General features: G+C 45.2%; 9 protein-coding genes. 6 read left to right on the forward strand and 3 right to left on the reverse strand.

From position 1 onward, the window contains the following. Window positions 1–230 precede the first annotated feature (230 nt). Window positions 231–1664, forward strand: a complete 1434-nt coding sequence (locus dnm_RS28720; protein ID WP_207680293.1) for a DNA integrity scanning protein DisA nucleotide-binding domain protein — start codon at window positions 231–233, stop codon at window positions 1662–1664. Between the two features lie 93 nt (window positions 1665–1757). Then, entirely contained in the window at window positions 1758–2711 is a 954-nt protein-coding gene (locus dnm_RS28725) for a YbgA family protein (RefSeq protein ID WP_207680294.1), read from the forward strand. A 9-nt stretch (window positions 2712–2720) separates the two neighbouring features. Here dnm_RS28725 and dnm_RS31075 read toward each other — a convergent pair whose 3' ends face one another. The 3 genes from dnm_RS31075 to dnm_RS28740 all read right to left on the reverse strand — a co-directional run bounded on the left by dnm_RS31075 (window position 2721) and on the right by dnm_RS28740 (window position 11092). Further along, complete coding sequence (locus dnm_RS31075) at window positions 2721–3770, reverse strand: nucleotide pyrophosphohydrolase (RefSeq protein ID WP_246556136.1); 1050 nt, start codon at window positions 3768–3770, stop codon at window positions 2721–2723. A gap of 335 nt (window positions 3771–4105) precedes the next feature. Beyond that, window positions 4106–5545: a hybrid sensor histidine kinase/response regulator gene (locus tag dnm_RS28735; protein ID WP_207680295.1), complete on the reverse strand. Its 1440-nt coding sequence runs from the start codon at window positions 5543–5545 to the stop codon at window positions 4106–4108. 3 nt (window positions 5546–5548) lie between these two features. Continuing rightward, window positions 5549–11092, reverse strand: a complete 5544-nt coding sequence (locus tag dnm_RS28740) for a transporter substrate-binding domain-containing protein (protein ID WP_207680296.1) — start codon at window positions 11090–11092, stop codon at window positions 5549–5551. A gap of 506 nt (window positions 11093–11598) precedes the next feature. Between dnm_RS28740 and dnm_RS28745 the strand changes: the two genes are divergently transcribed. The 4 genes from dnm_RS28745 to dnm_RS28760 all read left to right on the forward strand — a co-directional run bounded on the left by dnm_RS28745 (window position 11599) and on the right by dnm_RS28760 (window position 16923). After that, entirely contained in the window at window positions 11599–12243 is a 645-nt protein-coding gene (locus dnm_RS28745) for a cobalamin B12-binding domain-containing protein (protein ID WP_207680297.1), read from the forward strand. Between the two features lie 136 nt (window positions 12244–12379). Continuing rightward, window positions 12380–13441 (forward strand): uroporphyrinogen decarboxylase family protein, encoded by a 1062-nt coding sequence (locus tag dnm_RS28750; protein WP_207680298.1) that lies wholly within the window; start codon window positions 12380–12382, stop codon window positions 13439–13441. Then, window positions 13431–15971: a hybrid sensor histidine kinase/response regulator gene (locus dnm_RS28755; protein WP_207680299.1), complete on the forward strand. Its 2541-nt coding sequence runs from the start codon at window positions 13431–13433 to the stop codon at window positions 15969–15971. The genes dnm_RS28750 and dnm_RS28755 overlap by 11 nt, the downstream gene beginning before the upstream one ends. 25 nt (window positions 15972–15996) lie before the next feature. After that, window positions 15997–16923, forward strand: a complete 927-nt coding sequence (locus dnm_RS28760; protein WP_207680300.1) for a DUF2887 domain-containing protein — start codon at window positions 15997–15999, stop codon at window positions 16921–16923. The last annotated feature ends 288 nt before the right edge of the window (window positions 16924–17211 follow it).

Raw genomic sequence — 17211 nt, forward strand, 5'->3', positions numbered from 1 at the left:
GATTCAGGATTTGCCCCGAGTTTCATCGCTCGTTGTGACCGGCAGATCATAGCCGTTTATACCAGTTATCAGAAACCCATGTCCAGAAAAATTTTCAGCAACTCGGATTTACCGAATAATGACAGGAACATACCCTATTATCCGGAGTGCCAGGCTTACAGTTCGCTAATGAGGTTTCCGCCAAACTGCAAGTTTGGCACTCCGGAGCGACAGATATTTTCTTAAATACTATGATTAATAAAACACTCGGCAGGTTGCGTGCCTTTCATATTTTTGAAGGATTATGCGAAGGACTCTCTCTTTTTTCCGGGCCGACTCGTGCGGCCCTTGTTTACGCCTCAAGACCGGACAGCCCGATAAAAATCTATGATCCCCAGGAACTTCTCCGGGGGCATGAACCCAAACTCAAAGAACTTTATTTGGATTCGGACAAATGGCGTGATTTCCCGAATATCCGGAAGGTGAGGTGTCTGAAATATCCCCTCAGTATCGAAGATAGCCTTGAACTGACCGGACTTATTTCTCGCGGAGGGAGGTCCCCGTCTGTGTTTTATCAGATGTGGTTTACAGAGCATCATCCGGATATGTGTTCCATCGGCCCCACAGAACGATGGCTGGAGCAGGCCATATGGCTTCTCTCTCACGAGGCTGCCACTGAAAGCACCATCCACACCGGAACTTCGGGATGTGTTCTTAGGGAATACTCGACCCATGCTGTGCGGGATTACATTGTGGATGAACTGAATATTGCATTGGGAATGGATCTTCAGCTACGGGTCTATCCTGTTTTGGATGCTGTGCTTGGTATTTCCAAAACCCTGGAAGAAGGCGCGTGGCCAAGGGGAAAGATGGTCTGTATCGAGTCCAGGGCATTATCAAAAGTGAATTTTCTGGCCCGTTTCCCAGATTTTGAACAGCCCAGCCTGAAAAATTTTAAGCATGTGCGAAAGTTGCTTCAGGCAGTGGAATATTCTGAGCGAAAACTGATTTCTGACGGAAAGTTCATTATCGGCATTGCAACCGGCGAAATGCCGAAATATCGGATCAGTGCTGATTTCAGAGGCGGACATGGTTTTCTGCTATTAAATGGAAATCAGATTTGCAGCTTTTTTGACGGGCGTTTTCACTCCTCCACCCGCCAAGCCAAACTGGTGGAGCTGGAAGAGATTCTCATTGAATCTCAGTTGGATACGCCGGACCAGCACACGCTTTTTAAAATTATCTCCGCAATTGTTCATAACGCGGAAGATCACAAGCACGGCTGCACTCTTGTTGTTGATCTCAATGATCCGCCCATAAAAATCTCCGGCCAGCATTTGGAAGCGCCCCTTGATCTTCAGCAGGACTGTTTTCTGGAACTGACCCAATCTCTGTCAGCGCTTGACGGATCATTGCATATTGGGAGAGACCTGAAACTATGGGGGTTTGCCTGTATTCTTGACGGCAGGGCCATACCCGGTGAAGACAGAGCCAGGGGTGCCCGGTTTAATTCAGCGCTTCGGTTTACCGCGGAACATCATAATATCGTTGTGGTAGTTGTCTCATCAGACAGACCTGTCTCCGTAATTCAGGAGGGCGTGGAACTCACCGCCCAATGCGAGTGGAAACCCGTCTCCGCACGCCTGCCCACTCCGCCGACATTGGAACAGTGGCTTGAAGAATAAAAAATAGGCGTTAGGTGCATGAGCAGGATTAGGACCAGATTTTAGCCTTAACACCTAACACCTAACACCTAACACCTTATAAAAACGTAACTTATGGAAAAAACGACAATTAAATTGGGGATAAGCAGTTGTCTTCTGGGGCATAAGGTTCGGTATGACGGGGGACATAAACGGGACCGCTTTCTCACAGACACGCTGGGAAAATATGTCGAATATGTTCCGGTTTGTCCTGAAACAGATTGCGGCATGGGCGTTCCGAGAGAAACCCTGCGGCTGGTCGGATCCCCCGATGCTCCGCGTCTTATGACCACTCGTACAAAACAGGATCGCACTGAACAAATGATCCGATGGGCCTCCGAACGGGTGAGAACGTTGGAACACGAGGAACTTTGCGGATTTATCTTTAAAAAAGATTCTCCCAGCAGCGGCATGGAAAGGGTAAAGGTTTATAGTGAGAAAGGAGGGATGTCAAAAACCGGCGTGGGCATCTTTGCCAGAATGTTCATGGAACATTTCCCCCTGCTCCCGGTGGAGGACGAAGGCCGTCTCCATGATCCCAAACTCCGTGAAAATTTCATTGAACGCATCTTTGTTTACAAGCGATGGCGGGAGCTTTCGGCCCGAAAGAAAACCAGAGGGGACTTGGTAGATTATCACACCCGGCATAAGCTGCTGATTTTGTCTCACAGCCAAAAGCATTACAGAATCATGGGAAAGCTCGTGGCTGAGGCCAAAGGAACGCGGATAAATGAGTTATATGAGAAGTATGAGAACATTTTAACAGAGGCTCTGCAGCTGAAGACAACGCCCAAAAAAAATGCAAATGTGCTTCAGCATATTATGGGGTATTTCAAAGCGCAGCTTTCATCCGATGAAAAGCAGGAACTCATTGAAGTCATTGATTATTATCGAACCGAGAATATTCCCCTGATCGTGCCGGTCACGCTCTTGAATCATTACATACGAAAATATGATCAGCCTTATCTGAAAGCACAGCACTACCTCAGCCCTCACCCCATAGAACTTCAACTGAGAAATCATGTCTGATCCCGGTGTTTAGTTCTTCTCAATGGTATGAGATGAGACAGAAGGAGAACGACGCGTCAGCTTGGGATTATTCCAATGTCGTTTTTTATCCCGTTCTGTCTTTTTTTCAAAATTTTTCCGAATGGCTTCGGTTAAATCAATCCCCGTCTGATTCGCAATGCAAACCACGACAAAAAGCACATCTGCCAGTTCATCTGCCAAATCATAGTATGCCTCGGATTTTTTAAAGCTCTGATCCCCATAGACCCTGGACATGATTCTCGCCACTTCTCCGACCTCCTCCGTCAACTGGGCCAGATTTGTCAGTTCGGAGAAATATCTTACCCCGATGGTATGAACCCAGTCATCAATCATCGCCTGATATTCCTTAATCGTTAATTCTGGCATTCTGTTTTCCTCTTCTGTATGTAAACTCGTTTCCATTGTAAAAGCCCTGAAAGAGTGATTTATCATCTCGAAAACTTTTCGGGACCAAAAGGAGTGCAAAAATAGAGCGAAGCGGTTTTTTGCACACGCCGGAAAAATTTTCGCTCTGCTGATTTTCCCGGATAAAGGAGTGCAAAAATAGAGCGAAGCGGTTTTTTGCACACGCCGGAAAAAATTTTTGCTCTGCTGAATTTCCCGGATAAAGGAGTGCAAAAATAGAGCGAAGCGGTTTTTTGCATACTCTCTCCGGAAAAATTTTTGCTCTGCTGATTTTCCCGGATAAAGGAGTGCAAAAATAGAGCGAAGCGGTTTTTTGCATACGCCGGAAAAATTTTCGCTCCGCTGAATTTCCCGGATAAAGGAGTGCAAAAATAGAGCGAAGCGGTTTTTTGCATACTCTCTCCGGAAAAAATTTTCGCTCCGCTGAATTTCCCGGATAAAGGAGTGCAAAAATAGAGCGAAGCGGTTTTTTGCATACGCCGGAAAAATTTTCGCTCCGCTGAATTTCCCGGATAAAGGAGTGCAAAAATAGAGCGAAGCGGTTTTTTGCATACTCTCTCCGGAAAAAATTTTCGCTCCGCTGAATTTCCCGGATAAAGGAGTGCAAAAATAGAGCGAAGCGGTTTTTTGCATACTCTCTCCGGAAAAAATTTTCGCTCCGCTGAATTTCCCGGATAAAGGAGTGCAAAAATAGAGCGAAGCGGTTTTTTGCATACTCCGGAAAAAATTTTTGCTCTGCTGAATTTCCCGGATTGCTGTTTTTCAGATGACTGGGTTCGATAATCTGTGCAATTTTTCGACCTGTGCGGTTACAATTTTTGTAGGGTGGGTGGAGCGAAGCGGAACCCACCGAAATTCAGTAAACGGTGGGTTCCGCTTCGCTCCACCCACCCTACAGATTTTTTAATTTCAAATAGTTATGTTTAACCGCACAGGTCGCAATTTTTACATCCGAAAAAAGCGTCTGTTCAACCCATAGGCAAAGATATTATAATCCTGGTTTCATCAGGTTCCGAGGTGTCAAGACGGATACTTCCGCCTTGTGTCTCGGCAATTAATTTGGCGGAATAAGTGCCCAGCCCTGTCCCTCCACGTTTGCCAGATGTCACATATTTCTCAAAAAATGTGTCCCGGATATCTTCCGGAACAGCCCCTTTGTTATGAATAGAGATGACAGCCATATCCCCCTGGTCAAAAGAAACCTCAACAGGCTCTCCTATGGGCGAAGCTTCAACGGCATTCTGAATCAAATTGGAGAGCATGGAGTAACACAGCAATTCCTCTCCTCGGGCTGTAAATATATCCCCATTATCCGAAGGATTGCTGCCCAGCAACAGATTCACTTCTTTTGCCTGTGCCAGGCTTTCTGTTTCTGCAATGACTTTTCTGGTTATCTCTAATATATTCAAGCGGACAGGATTAAGCTGATATATCCCCCTCTCCATCTTGAACATATCCAGAGAAAGATTGATCATTTCCAACATCTGACAGGCAGATTGTTCAATTATGCTAAGATATTCGATTTGTTCCGGACTGAGAATATGATCGCTCATAAGCAGCCTGGAAAACCCGATAATCGGATTAAGAGGATTTTTGAGATCATGACGGGATATCCGTTCAACATCTTCACGAAGTTTTTCAGCTTCAATGAGCTTTCTGTTTTGTTCCTCGATTTTTCGTTTCTGTTCTTCAATTTCCTCACGGGACCGCTTCAGTTCCAGATGGTTTTTTACCCTTGCCAATAACTCAGCCCCATTAAAGGGCTTGGTAATATAATCCACGCCCCCGGTTTCAAATCCTTTTAAAATACTTTCAGTATCTGTTTTCGCTGTTAAAAAAATAATCGGTATATCTTTGGTTTCAGGCTTTTTTTTCAGTCTTTCACAAACCTCGTACCCGTCCATATCCGGCATCATTATATCCAGAAGAATCAGATCAAATGACATCGCCTCTGTATGCGAAAGGGCATCTTCACCGTTTAACGCAAACGCCATCTGATAGCCTTCTTCCTTTAACGTATTCGCGACCATCTGGATATTTTCAGAAATATCATCAACAATTAGCACGTTGAATTTTTTACTCATACTTCTCTCCTCTGAAACTTGAAACTCGAAACTTGAAACTTGAAACTTGAAACTCGGAACTTGAAACTCGGAACTTGAAACTTGAAACTCGAAACTCGAAAATAGATGTCGAGTAGCATGCAGGTTTGCAGCCCCCCACAGGGCTTTCCCGGCATCCCCTAAATCCGCTGCCGGACGGGGTTTGCAACCCCGTCCGAAACGTTTGCGGGCGGCGATCCGGGAAAATATTCCGGACGGGGTTGCAAACCCCGTCCGGCAAAAGTTATAATCAGCAAATTTCAAGTTTCCAGTTTCCAGTTTCCAGTTTCCAGTTTCAAATTTCAAATTTCAAATTTCAAATTTCAAATTTTTGACGCGATCAATTAATGTCGGATATGAACTTAACATTCTTTCGATGCTGTCAATATCAAAATGATGAACATGAGTCAATAACTCACTGCCGAATTTTATGATAAATCCCAAGGAATATCTTTCTCCGAGTGTTCCGGTCTCAGCGGCAAATTTTTCAATATCATCAAACATCTGTTTCTGTCGTGCGGAATGCCATGACACAGTAAGTTCATTTTCAAGTTGTTCAATAATTTCAGGAAGCTTATCCAAAGTTTCCGAGGAAATATTTTCAACCTTTTGTTTCGGTTCCGGTTCACGCTGATTTTCCTCGGCCTCATCGAAACAGGGGATAAAATGGGATAACGCTCCGAAAAGTTCTGATTTCTGAACAGGCTTTTTCAAATACCCGTCAAATAAGCTTTGCATAATTTTTTTCTCATCTTCCTTCATGGCAAAAGCAGTCACGGCAATCACAGGAATATGTTTCAGTTTCTCGTCTTTTTTGATTTGTTCTGTGGCTTCATATCCGTCCATCACCGGCATCCTGATATCCATCAGAACAATATCCGGTTTGTATTGCCTGGCAAGAGACATGGCCTGTTCCCCGTTTTCAGCTTCGATGACATGAATATTCGTATTCCGAAAATGGGCTCTCAGCAAAAAGCGATTCATCAGAACGTCATCTGCGGATAAAAGTGTTGCCTTTTCAAAGACAATATTCTCACCCTCAGTGTATTTTTCTTTTTTTTCTCCGATCTCACAAATTTTCCCGGCAGCAGATACATCATGAAATCTTATCTCAAAGCAGCTTCCCCTGTTTAATTCACTTCTGACAGTGATCGTTCCGTTCATCATTTCAACCAGTCGTTTTGTAATTGCCAGCCCCAGTCCGGTTCCGCCGTATTTTCTGGTGTTCTGACTGTCCTGCTGCTTAAACGCCTCAAATATCTTCTCCTGTGATTCAGGAGGAATACCGATGCCGGTATCTTCCACAGCCACGATCAGTTCAGTCCTGTTATTCGTAAATGTAATTTCAGCAGCAAGTGTGATTTTTCCCTTTTCTGTAAATTTTATGGCATTGCCAACCAGATTAAAGAAAATTTGTCTCATACGAGCCTCATCCAGAAGCAGATTTTCAGGAATATTTTCGGCAATGCGAACCACAAAATCAAGATTTTTCTGAGATATTTCCATAGAAAATATATGCCTGATTTCATTAAAAACAGTATAAAGACTGACAGGCGCATACTGAATTTCCATTTTTCCGGCTTCAATTTTGGAAAGATCAAGAATGTCGTTAATCAGGGTCAGCAGATTTTTACCGCCTGATTTAACCGCTTCAAGGTAACTTTTTTGTTTTTCATCGGTAATAAGGGAGTCAAGTAATTCCGTAAAACCGAGTATGGCGTTCATGGGGGTTCTGATTTCATGACTCATGTTGGCAAGAAATTCGCTTTTGGCCCGGTTGGCCGCGTCTGCGGCTTCTTTGGCTTTTTCCAATTCTTTTTTTGCCTGCTCACGCTCGTCATGGGTCCGAATCGCCATAATCCTGTACATGATATCATCGGCCACATCCTCAAGCAGACCCACCTCAGCCACATCAAAAGCATCCGCTGTTTTTGAATAAATCGTTATCGCACCCAAAATTTTATCTTCCAGCTTCAGAGGAATGGCAACTAAGGCGTCATATCCTCGCTGTAAAGCCTGGGAACGCCAGGGTTCAAAATCAGGATCAGTTGCAGTGTTTCTGATCAAACAGGGCTTACCTGTACGAATTGCTCTGCCCACCGGACCCTGTCCGAATTTGTTTTCTCCCCAACTGATTCTCGCAGACTCCAGATATCCCTCTTCGTATCCGAACTGAGCTACCGGACGCACGGTTTTTTCAGGGTCATGTTCTGCAAATCCGATCCATACCAGACGATAGTCCACCACCTTCACAAGTGTCCAACAGATATTTTCAAGCAGAGATTTCTCGTCTTTGGCATGAATAAGCACCCGGCGGCATTCAGTCAGTGCGGTGAGTTCCTGATTCACTTTTTTCAGTTCATCCTCTGCCTGTTTGCGGTCATTGATATCACGAAAAATCCCCAGGAGCATTGGCTTATTTTGTATATTAACTGTTTGTGCCAAGACTTCGACATATCTGGTTGTGCCATCAGAACGAAGAACAAAATTTTGAAGAGGGAGGGTTGCTCCTTTTTTTTCTTGCTCTTTGACATGAAGACAGAACGTATCTCTTGACCTTTTTTCCACTTCAGGCGGATGCAACTCGGTCTGATGCAGCCCGATAATCTGTTCACGGGGCATCAGCAATAATTTCGATGCGGCCTGGTTTGTGTCAAGAATTTCGCCGGATTCAGGATCTGCCAAAAACATTGCATCAGGCGCAAACTCAAACATATCCCGGAATCGCTTCTCACTTTCTCTCAGCGAGTTCTCAGCCAGTTTGCGTTCAGTCTGATCCTGAACCGCTCCTATCATCTGAACCGGATTTCCATTTTCATCTGACAGCAGAGACCCCTGCGCCCATATGTGCCGCACTTCTCCGTCCGGCCGGATGATTCGGTATTCCAGATGATGTGCTGCTTTTCTTTTCGTAAGAACATCACTCATGGCTTTTTGCATGGTCTTTCTGTCTTCAGGATGTATCACCTTGAATACGACCTCCGGATCGCCGCTGAATTCCTCTGGTGATATTCCGAACAGCCGGTGCATTCCCGCGGACCATTTTGCTGTGTTGCTTATGATATCCCAGCTCCAGGAACCTGAATCAGCCACCTCCTCAGCCTGTGCCAGCAATTGCTGACTCGCCAGCAGGTCTTTCATGGCCTGCCTTACTTCGGTCAGATCATGCATCAGGGCCAAAGCACATGGAAGAGCGTCTCCGGTCACAACCACCGAGGTCGAAATGGATAAAAGCCGTTTGTCCCCGTCTTTTCGGGTAATTTCCCATTCTTCCTGTTCAATATTCTTACCTTCCCGCATTTGGCGCATGCGTTCTTTTGCACGCTCCTGAACATCAGGATCAGGATATACGGTCTGATACCACCCCAGCCGGTTGATCTCTTCCATGGTATATCCGGTTATTTCTGTCATGCTTTCATTCCACACGTTAAACCGCACATAAGGATATTCTTCCACAGCATAACAGACGCAGATGCCCTCGCTCGCTGAATTGATAATGCAATTTCGGAAAACGCTCTCAGCTTCAAGATATCTCTCCGCCTGCCTGCGCTCGTAAATCTCCTTTGAAAGCGTTCTGTTCCAGAAAAGCGTCAGGCCAAAGATGAGGCACGATGCCAATATCCAGGGCCAGACAAAGGCCCAGTCCACCCGATGCTCATATCGGAGAGACATCCATTTCCCACGGATATTTTCGTGTTCTTCAGGGGTAACGGTAGAAAGGGCTTTATTGACAATACTCAGCAGCTCGGGCCAGTCACTGCGAACAGCAAACATCATCTTTTTATCATCAATTCCCGCGGGCGCGGCAATTTTGAGGTTGGCAATATTGTGTTGCTGAATCAGATGGCTAACTATCGTCAGACTGCCGATAAAAGCATCTGCACTGCCTTCAGACACCGCTTCAAGTGCTTTCAGAGTGTCAGGAAGAGGAAGCAGTTCAATTTCCGGATGCTCTCGCGACAGATGTTTATGGATATCAAACTCCTCAGCAACAGCAATTTTTTTTTGGGCTAAACTTTCAATTCCTCTGACAAACGGAGCATCATTCTGAGTGATAATCACAAAAGACATGGAAAAAAAAGGGGGGGTCAGATTCATACCGCTTTTGTTTTCAAACGTCTCACCCGTGCAGAAAATATCTACTTCCCGGGCGTTTGCTTTGGAAAGGATTTCATGCGGTTTCAAAAAGACCGGCTGAACAGATATGCCGATACGCTCGCTGATCATGCGAACATAATCCGCAAATATGCCATCATAAACCTTCTCCTCTCCCTGATACGAAAACGGAGGAAATCCCGGGTCCGCACCGAGACGAATTGTGCGATGCTTATCCAGCCAGGCCTCCTCGGCAGCGGTGAGGCGTATGTTTTTTTCATGGGTTTTGTAATACTGTTTATCAGAATCGCCTATCCATCGGCTTTCAATCCCAGCCAGTTCTTTATTCGACATTGTGTCCAGCCCTTTATCCACCAAATCAAGCAGTTCTTTATTTCCTTTCAGAACACCGGCATGAAGCTTTCTTGTATAAAGCACCTCATTGAGAGTGTCAAACTCTCCGGAGAGTCCGAGTCGGGCCAAAACCGCCCAGGTTGACAATGGCTCGTCCAGAAATGCCCGGATATGTCCGTCCCGTGCGGCATGGATCATCTCTTCCACAGATTGGAAGGTGACAATCTCTGTGTTCGGCCAGTGCTTTCGCAAGTATTCCTCCTCATAAGAACGGATAATACACCCTGTCTTCTGCCCCGGGAGCATGTCCGGGTCTGAGCGTTTTTCTCCTTTGACTGGAAAGTAAACACCCATTCCGATTTCATAAAATGGCTGGGAATAGGCAATCCATTTTGTCCTGCTCTCCGTATGGAAAAGACCCGAATGGATATCAGCGTCTCCGTTCCTGAGAGCCTCCAGAGTCTCCTTCCAGGAGAGCGCCCGAAATTCGACTTTTCTTCCTGTTTTTTCTGCCCAGAGCCGCCACATATCAACATACATGCCCGCGGGTTTACCTTCGGCATTGAGAAAGGTAAACGGAGGAAAATCATTCGGCAGTGCAATAATCAGCGTATCTTTGGTTCTGCTCCGGGATGTGCCCAGCCACTTTCGCTCTGTCATGGCGCGTTCATCTGATGTGATCAGATTCATTCCCTCAGAGATCACCCTGCAAAGTTCAGTATCTTCTTCCCGCACAGCCGCAAAAAAAGGACGCCTGTACAACGGACGGTCCGCGTGAAAGCGGAAAGCGCCAAGCAGTCCGCGTTCTTTTAATGCCCAGAGCGTATTTTCAACTGATCTGACAAAGACCAGTATTTCTCCTTTTTCAGCCGCATCCAACAGATCGGGAACTGTCGGATAACTTGACAAAACAGCTCCGGGAAGATGTTCCCGGACATATTTTTCACTATATGAGGCGCTGATCACCCCGATTTTGAAGCCCCTGAGGTCCTCAAGACTTTTCAGACCGAACATGTTCTTATGAAAGAAAAAATTGACATCTGTATGGGCGATCAGTCCGACATAATTCAGCCATCGGTCACGCTCCCGGGTATAAACAATCCCTGCATGGACATCAGCCCTGCTGTCACGAATCATATCAAGACTCTCTTTCCACTCGCCGGGCATGAATCTGATACAGATGCCTGTTTTTTCGGACCACAGATGCCAGATATCAGCGCCGATACCGCTCATTTCTCCGTTTTCATTCATAAAAAAGAATGGCGGAGAGACTTTGGGACAAGCAATGGAAATACTTCTGATTTGTTCAGGCACGAATATCTCTGACCGGGGTATTGTTTCCTCAGCACAGATTGCCTCTGCAATACTCAGCAATAAAATAAGAATAAGCATTTTCAGTTTCATGGGTTCTTTCCTTTGAATTAAGAAAATCAGACATCATCCGGAGTGCCAAACTTGCAGTTTGGCAAGCTTTGACATTAAGCTGATTATAACGGATTTAGGGGAAGCCGACAAAGCCCCGTAGAGGCGGCATATTTGTAGCATTCATCATGTCTGGCAGGCAAAGCCCTGTAGAGGCGGCATATTTGTAGCATTCATCATGCGGGGCCTGCGAACCTGCCGCTTACGGAGTGCAGAACTTGCTGTTTGGCAAGTTCTCTCCGGATAAAATATGCTTTGCCAAACTACAAGTTTGGCACTCCTTACTGCACGACATCCCCCCTGTAACAGATTACCCCGTTTTTTGCAACGCTGTAAAATATCTGGTGAATGTCTGTTTTCCCTTGCCTTTCCATGCTGTTATATGGTATTTTGAGTATTTGACAGGAGAGGGTCTGAGAACATTGTCCGAGCCGGAGAAAAAAAGCCTGAACACCGAACACATCAAAACATAAAAAGGGAAGATCATTATGGCAAGCATTGAAGAAACCATTGAAAAATTTGAGCATGATCTGTTGTCAGTTGATCGTCTGGCAGCCCGGGCCACGTTGGCTGAATTAAGTAAGCACCTTGAACTGACCGAAATTTCAGATAAAATAATCACACCGGCTTTGGAAAAGATCGGAGAAAAATGGAATGCGGGAGATGCGGCACTTTCTCAGGTGTATATGAGCGGAATTATCTGTGAGGAGCTTCTGGACACACTCCTCCCTAAAAAAAAATCATCCCAAAGCAATTCCTCATCCATCGCAATCGTCACCTTTGAAGACTATCATATCCTGGGAAAACGAATCGTGCTGTCCGTTATGAGAGCAAGCGGATTCGAAGTTTCTGACTATGGTAGCGGCGTACAAACAGATGATCTTGTAGAAATGGTCAAAAATGGCGGAATCAAAATTCTTCTCATTTCAACGTTGATGTTTCCATCTGCCCTCCACATCAGAAACTTCAGGGAAAAACTGGAAAGCCTGGGACTGAACATTAAAATCATCGTGGGAGGGGCACCTTTCCGATTCGACGAAACACTTTGGAAAAAAGTCGGGGCAGATGCAATGGGACGCACAGCAGCAGACGCAGTGAAGCTGACTCGGAAAATGCTGAAACTTGAAACTTGAAACTTGAAACTCGAAACTTGAAACTTGAAACTTGAAACTTGAAACTCGAAACTCGAAACTCGAAACTCGAAACTCGAAACTTGAAACTCGAAACTTGAAACTCGAAACTTGAAACTTATAGCTGGGGGGAGATGCTATGAAAAAAACAAGTATGACTTCATTGGAAAGGGTTCTGACGACACTGGGACATAAAGAACCGGACCGCGTTCCGTTATTCTTACTGCCGACAATGCATGGCGCAAAAGAACTGGGGCTTTCTATAAAATCGTATTTCTCCAAAGCAGAATATGTCGCGGAAGGGCAGATTCGCCTGATGAAAAAATATCGCAATGACTGTGCTTCCGGCTTTTTTTACGGACCGTTGGAAACCGAAGCCTGGGGTGCGGAAGTGATCTATAGCGATGACGGTCCTCCCAATTCCGGCGAACCTTTCATTCGTAATGTTCAGACGATTAAAAACCTGGAAATTCCGAGTATCAGAGAGACATCTTGCCTGTTAAAAGTTTTGAAAGCCATAGAAATGCTCAGGGAAAAGATTCAGGATGGCGCTCCGATTATCGGCGTTGCGATCTCGCCTTTTTCATTACCAGTGATGCAAATGGGGTTTGATAAATACATCGAACTCATGTATGAGCAGCCGGAAGTATTTGGGCATCTGATGAGAATCAATGAAGAATTCTGTGTGCAATGGGCAAATGCTCAGTTGGAAGCCGGCGCGACCGCGATATGCTATTTTGATCCGGTGTCATCCGCAACAATAAGTCCGAGAGAAATGTACCTTAAAACAGGGTTTGAAATTGCCAAAAGAACCATCGCACGGATCAAGGGACCTACCGCGACGCATATGGCATCGGGGCGGTGTCTTCCCATTGCGGATGATATTGCAAAAACAGGAACAGCCGCGATAGGAATCAGTTGTCTGGAGGATATTGCTGAACTAAAGTCAGTCTGCAAAGGAAAAATCAGCATACTGGGCAACCTGAATGGCATAGAAATGGCGAGATGGACACCGGAACACGCTGAAAAAATTGTAAAGGAATCCATTGCAAAAGCAGCCGGAGGCGGCGGATATATTCTTTCGGATAATCACGGAGAAATTCCTTTTCAAGTTCCGGACGATATTCTCTTCGCCATATCAGAAGCAGTTCATCAATGGGGACATTATCCGCTGAACTGGACTGAGAATTATGAAAAATAAACTTTGCTTTTTTATGTGTGAGAATTACCAAGGAGAGATACAAAGCATCCTGGATTCAGATCCATTTGAAAATGTTGAATATGCCCTTTTTCCATCAAAATGCGGTCATCCGCCTTTAAATTTGGAACAAATCATAAAAAGAGAGAATACGTTAACCGAATACAATAAAATTTGCATTCTCGGAAGCAGATGTATCGAGATACCCGATAAATTTCAAACGCAACGCCATGACATGTTTTTCGAAATAAAGGACAATTGTTTTTATTTGCTCACAAATAAAACACTTGTTGATGCGCTTATCCGAGAAGGCAGTTATCTGACGACCCCGGGCTGGGTATCCCGATGGAAATTCCATATGGAAAAATGGGGATTTGACAGGGAAACCGCACGAAAATTCTTTGGCGAATTTGCCAAGCAACTGATCCTGCTGGATACCGGCGTAAATTCCGATGCAGCTGAGAACCTCCGTGAGATGGCAGATTTCCTGGACCTTCCATACAAAATTTTCCCGGTGGGAACAGATTTTCTCCGTCTGTTCTTAATGAAAATCTTTCAGAGATGGCAGTTGGAAAAGGAAACAAAAAAATCAGCAGCAGTTCTGGCGGATTCAGGCAAAAAACTGGCGGATTACGAGATGATGTATAGCTTGTTAAACAGAATATCCGCTATTAACGCGGAAGAGGATGTCATCAGAGGCATTCTCGAACTTTTCACACTTCTCTGTGCGCCTTCCCAGTTGCTTTATCTGCCTGTTACAGATGGGAAAGCAGGCGAGATACAATTTTCCGGGGCTGGTTCAGGAAATCTTGAACATGAAGTTGAGAGTATGCTGAATTTTGAAGCAAATTACGCGTGGACAGAGAATCAGGACGGTTTTTATTTACGGATCAGTTATATGAACAAACCTGTTGGAATTCTTAAATTAAACAGCTTTGCCTTTCCGGAATATAAAGCGCATTATCTCAATGTGGCCCATACCATTGGAAATGTTTGCGGACTTGCCATTGATAATGCCCGAAAATACAGAAAACTGGAGATCGCAGGAGAAGACATAAAAAAAGCCAAAGAAGCCGCTGATATCGCCAATCGCGCCAAAAGCGAGTTTCTTGCTAATATGAGCCATGAACTCCGCACCCCTCTCAACGGCATCCTGGGATATGCCCAGATTCTCAGAAGAGATGAAAGTCTGACGGACTCTCAGAAAGTGGGAATTGATATCATTGAACGCAGCGGAAGGCATCTTCTGAATCTGATCAATGAGATTCTGGATCTGTCCAAAATTGAGGCCAGGAAGATGGAAATTTACGAGAGTGGTTTTCTTTTTCCCGAATTTCTCAATGCGCTGGCTAAGATCATTCGGATACAGGCACAGCAAAAAGGAATCTCATTTCACGCGGAATTTGCCCCTGACCTTCCGGCCGCTGTTCGCGGGGATGAAAAACGACTGAGCCAGATTCTGCTCAATCTGATGAGCAATGCTGTCAAATTTACTGACCAAGGCGGCGTTGTGTTGCGAGTCAGAAAAGACAAAGCCGAAGATGAGGTTTGTTCATCGCACGCGCTGAATATGAATCCGGAAGATCAGACTCCTCGCTCCGCATCTTTAATACATTTTCAGGTGGAAGATTCAGGCATAGGGATATCCCGTGAGCAGTTGAAAGACATCTTCTCGCCCTTCAAACAGGTGGGCGAACACACCCGAAGCATTGAAGGCACAGGATTGGGACTGACCATCAGCCGAAAACTTGTCCGCCTGATGGGCGGCGATTTGAATGTGAAAAGTACCGTGGGAAAGGGGAGTGTGTTTTATTTTGATTTGGAATTGCCGGAGACTTCCGAATGGACAGAAACAAAACCGTCAGATGAGGAAAATATCATTGGTTACAAAGGAAGAACGCGGAAAATTCTGGTAACAGATGACAGATGGGAGAACCGGGCAGTTCTGCTCAAATTACTTTCATCTCTGGGATTTGAAGTTTCCGAAGCCACTGACGGGGATGAGGGAATCCGCATTGCTTCAAAATTTCAGCCTGATCTGATTTTTATGGATCTGGTGATGCCGGGGACGGACGGATTTGAAGCAACACGACAGCTCCGGAGTAATTCAAATCTGAGGAAACAGATTAAGATCATTGCCGTGTCAGCAAGCTCCTTGCGCTCTCCCCGGGAAATCATCTCAGAAAACGGTTTTGATGATTTTATTTCAAAGCCCATACAGCTCAAAGAAATTTTCGAGAAATTAGAAACACATCTCGAACTGGAATGGGAATATAAAAATCATGATGAATCTGTCATGCCTGAGCGAAAAGACGACAAAATATCTTTCATACCGTCGCTGTCAGAGCTTACCATGTTGCATAATCTTGTCCGCAACGGCGACATTATGGGAATTCGTAAGCAACTGGATGAAATTGAACAGGCAGATAAGCAATATGTTCCGTTCACAGAAGAGATTCGTAAACTGGCAATGACATTTCAGATCAGACAAATTCGTAACATCGTTGAAAAACATCTCGGAGATAAAGAATGAATACCGGAGAAATAAAAATGATCGTATGAGAGGTTTTCCTTGCATATTATACAATACTGAGATATCTTATGGTCAATTTCAAACCAGTTCTTTTACCACACAGGTGCTTATGAAAACAGATGCGCTGTTTTACAAACTGTTCCGGATCGCTCCCCGGAGCCTGTTCCGGCTTGTCCGGCTGAAACTGGACGGTGATTATGCTTTTGAGAGCATCACCGTCAAGACAACCGAAAAACGTTTTGACGGTTTTATGAAACCTAAGGACGGGAAAGGTCCTAATGTCTTCGTCGAAATTCAGGGCTATGATGACAATACGATTTACTGGCGTTCCTTCCGTGAGGTGTGCGCGTGGTATGAGGAGAACGACAGCGCCAGGCCGTTCATCCTGATCATTCTTTTTACTGATGAGAAATATGATCCTGACAACCGCATGCTGTCATGCAGACCGCCCTGCCGGCTGATCCGCAAAAATCTTGCAGACTGTCTGAAGGGGATAGGAAAAAAGGCGGGCGTGCTGACCGTGCTGAAACCGCTGATGCTCTCGGACAGGAAAAAAGACCGGGAAAGGCTGCCGGAGCTTGTTCCGCAGTGGGAGGAGGCCATCCGTTCCCTGGAACTCCCGGAGCATGAGACAAACGAACTCACGGAACTGCTGTTATATGCTGTTGTGCAGCGGTTCCGAAAGCTCACCCTGAAGGAGGTGGAAAAAATGATACAACTGACCCCGCTGGACCAGACCGTTGCCGGTCAGGAACTTATTCAGATCGGAGAAAAAAAAGGAAGAGAAGAAGGAAGAGAAGAAGGAAGAGAAGAAGGTGAACTGATTGGCAGAATTCAGACAATGCAGCAGTTCCTGAAACGTCCGGTCATGTCCAAAAAGAAACTCTTTGACAAAAATATCAGTGAATTGAAATCAGTACTAAAAAAACTGGAATCCGAGCTGAAGCTCTGAACACGGAATCTGACAGTTTCACAGTGCGATTCGGCACATCTTGGCTGTCAGCCGGAGGCGACCGGTCTCTTGCTGCTGCCGTCTGAAAAATTATAAGTACCTGATCAAAATTTTTTATACATCTTTTTTTCTGTGAGCGGCAGAGAAACCCGGCTTTTTCCTTTGTCGGAAAAGCATCATTCCGGAAAAAAAGCCGGGTTTCTTCCCCGGGCAGATATTAAAAACTTATGGTTAGGTACTTAATTTTTTGACATAAGCGCAGGAATGTCAGATAAGAAAAGTATAAAA

The organism is Desulfonema magnum (assembly GCF_017377395.1).
GTDB lineage: Bacteria > Desulfobacterota > Desulfobacteria > Desulfobacterales > 4be13 > Desulfonema_C > Desulfonema_C magnum.

Excerpts from the sequence above, each read along its gene's own strand:
- dnm_RS31075 (WP_246556136.1), bottom strand. The coding sequence starts at position 3,770 with ATGCAAAAAACCGCTTCGCTCTATTTTTGCACTCCTTTATCCGGGAAA.
- dnm_RS28725 (WP_207680294.1), top strand. The coding sequence starts at position 1,758 with ATGGAAAAAACGACAATTAAATTGGGGATAAGCAGTTGTCTTCTGGGG.
- dnm_RS28740 (WP_207680296.1), bottom strand. The coding sequence starts at position 11,092 with ATGAAACTGAAAATGCTTATTCTTATTTTATTGCTGAGTATTGCAGAG.
- dnm_RS28750 (WP_207680298.1), top strand. The coding sequence starts at position 12,380 with ATGAAAAAAACAAGTATGACTTCATTGGAAAGGGTTCTGACGACACTG.
- dnm_RS28745 (WP_207680297.1), top strand. The coding sequence starts at position 11,599 with ATGGCAAGCATTGAAGAAACCATTGAAAAATTTGAGCATGATCTGTTG.
- dnm_RS28760 (WP_207680300.1), top strand. The coding sequence starts at position 15,997 with ATGAGAGGTTTTCCTTGCATATTATACAATACTGAGATATCTTATGGT.
- dnm_RS28755 (WP_207680299.1), top strand. The coding sequence starts at position 13,431 with ATGAAAAATAAACTTTGCTTTTTTATGTGTGAGAATTACCAAGGAGAG.
- dnm_RS28720 (WP_207680293.1), top strand. The coding sequence starts at position 231 with ATGATTAATAAAACACTCGGCAGGTTGCGTGCCTTTCATATTTTTGAA.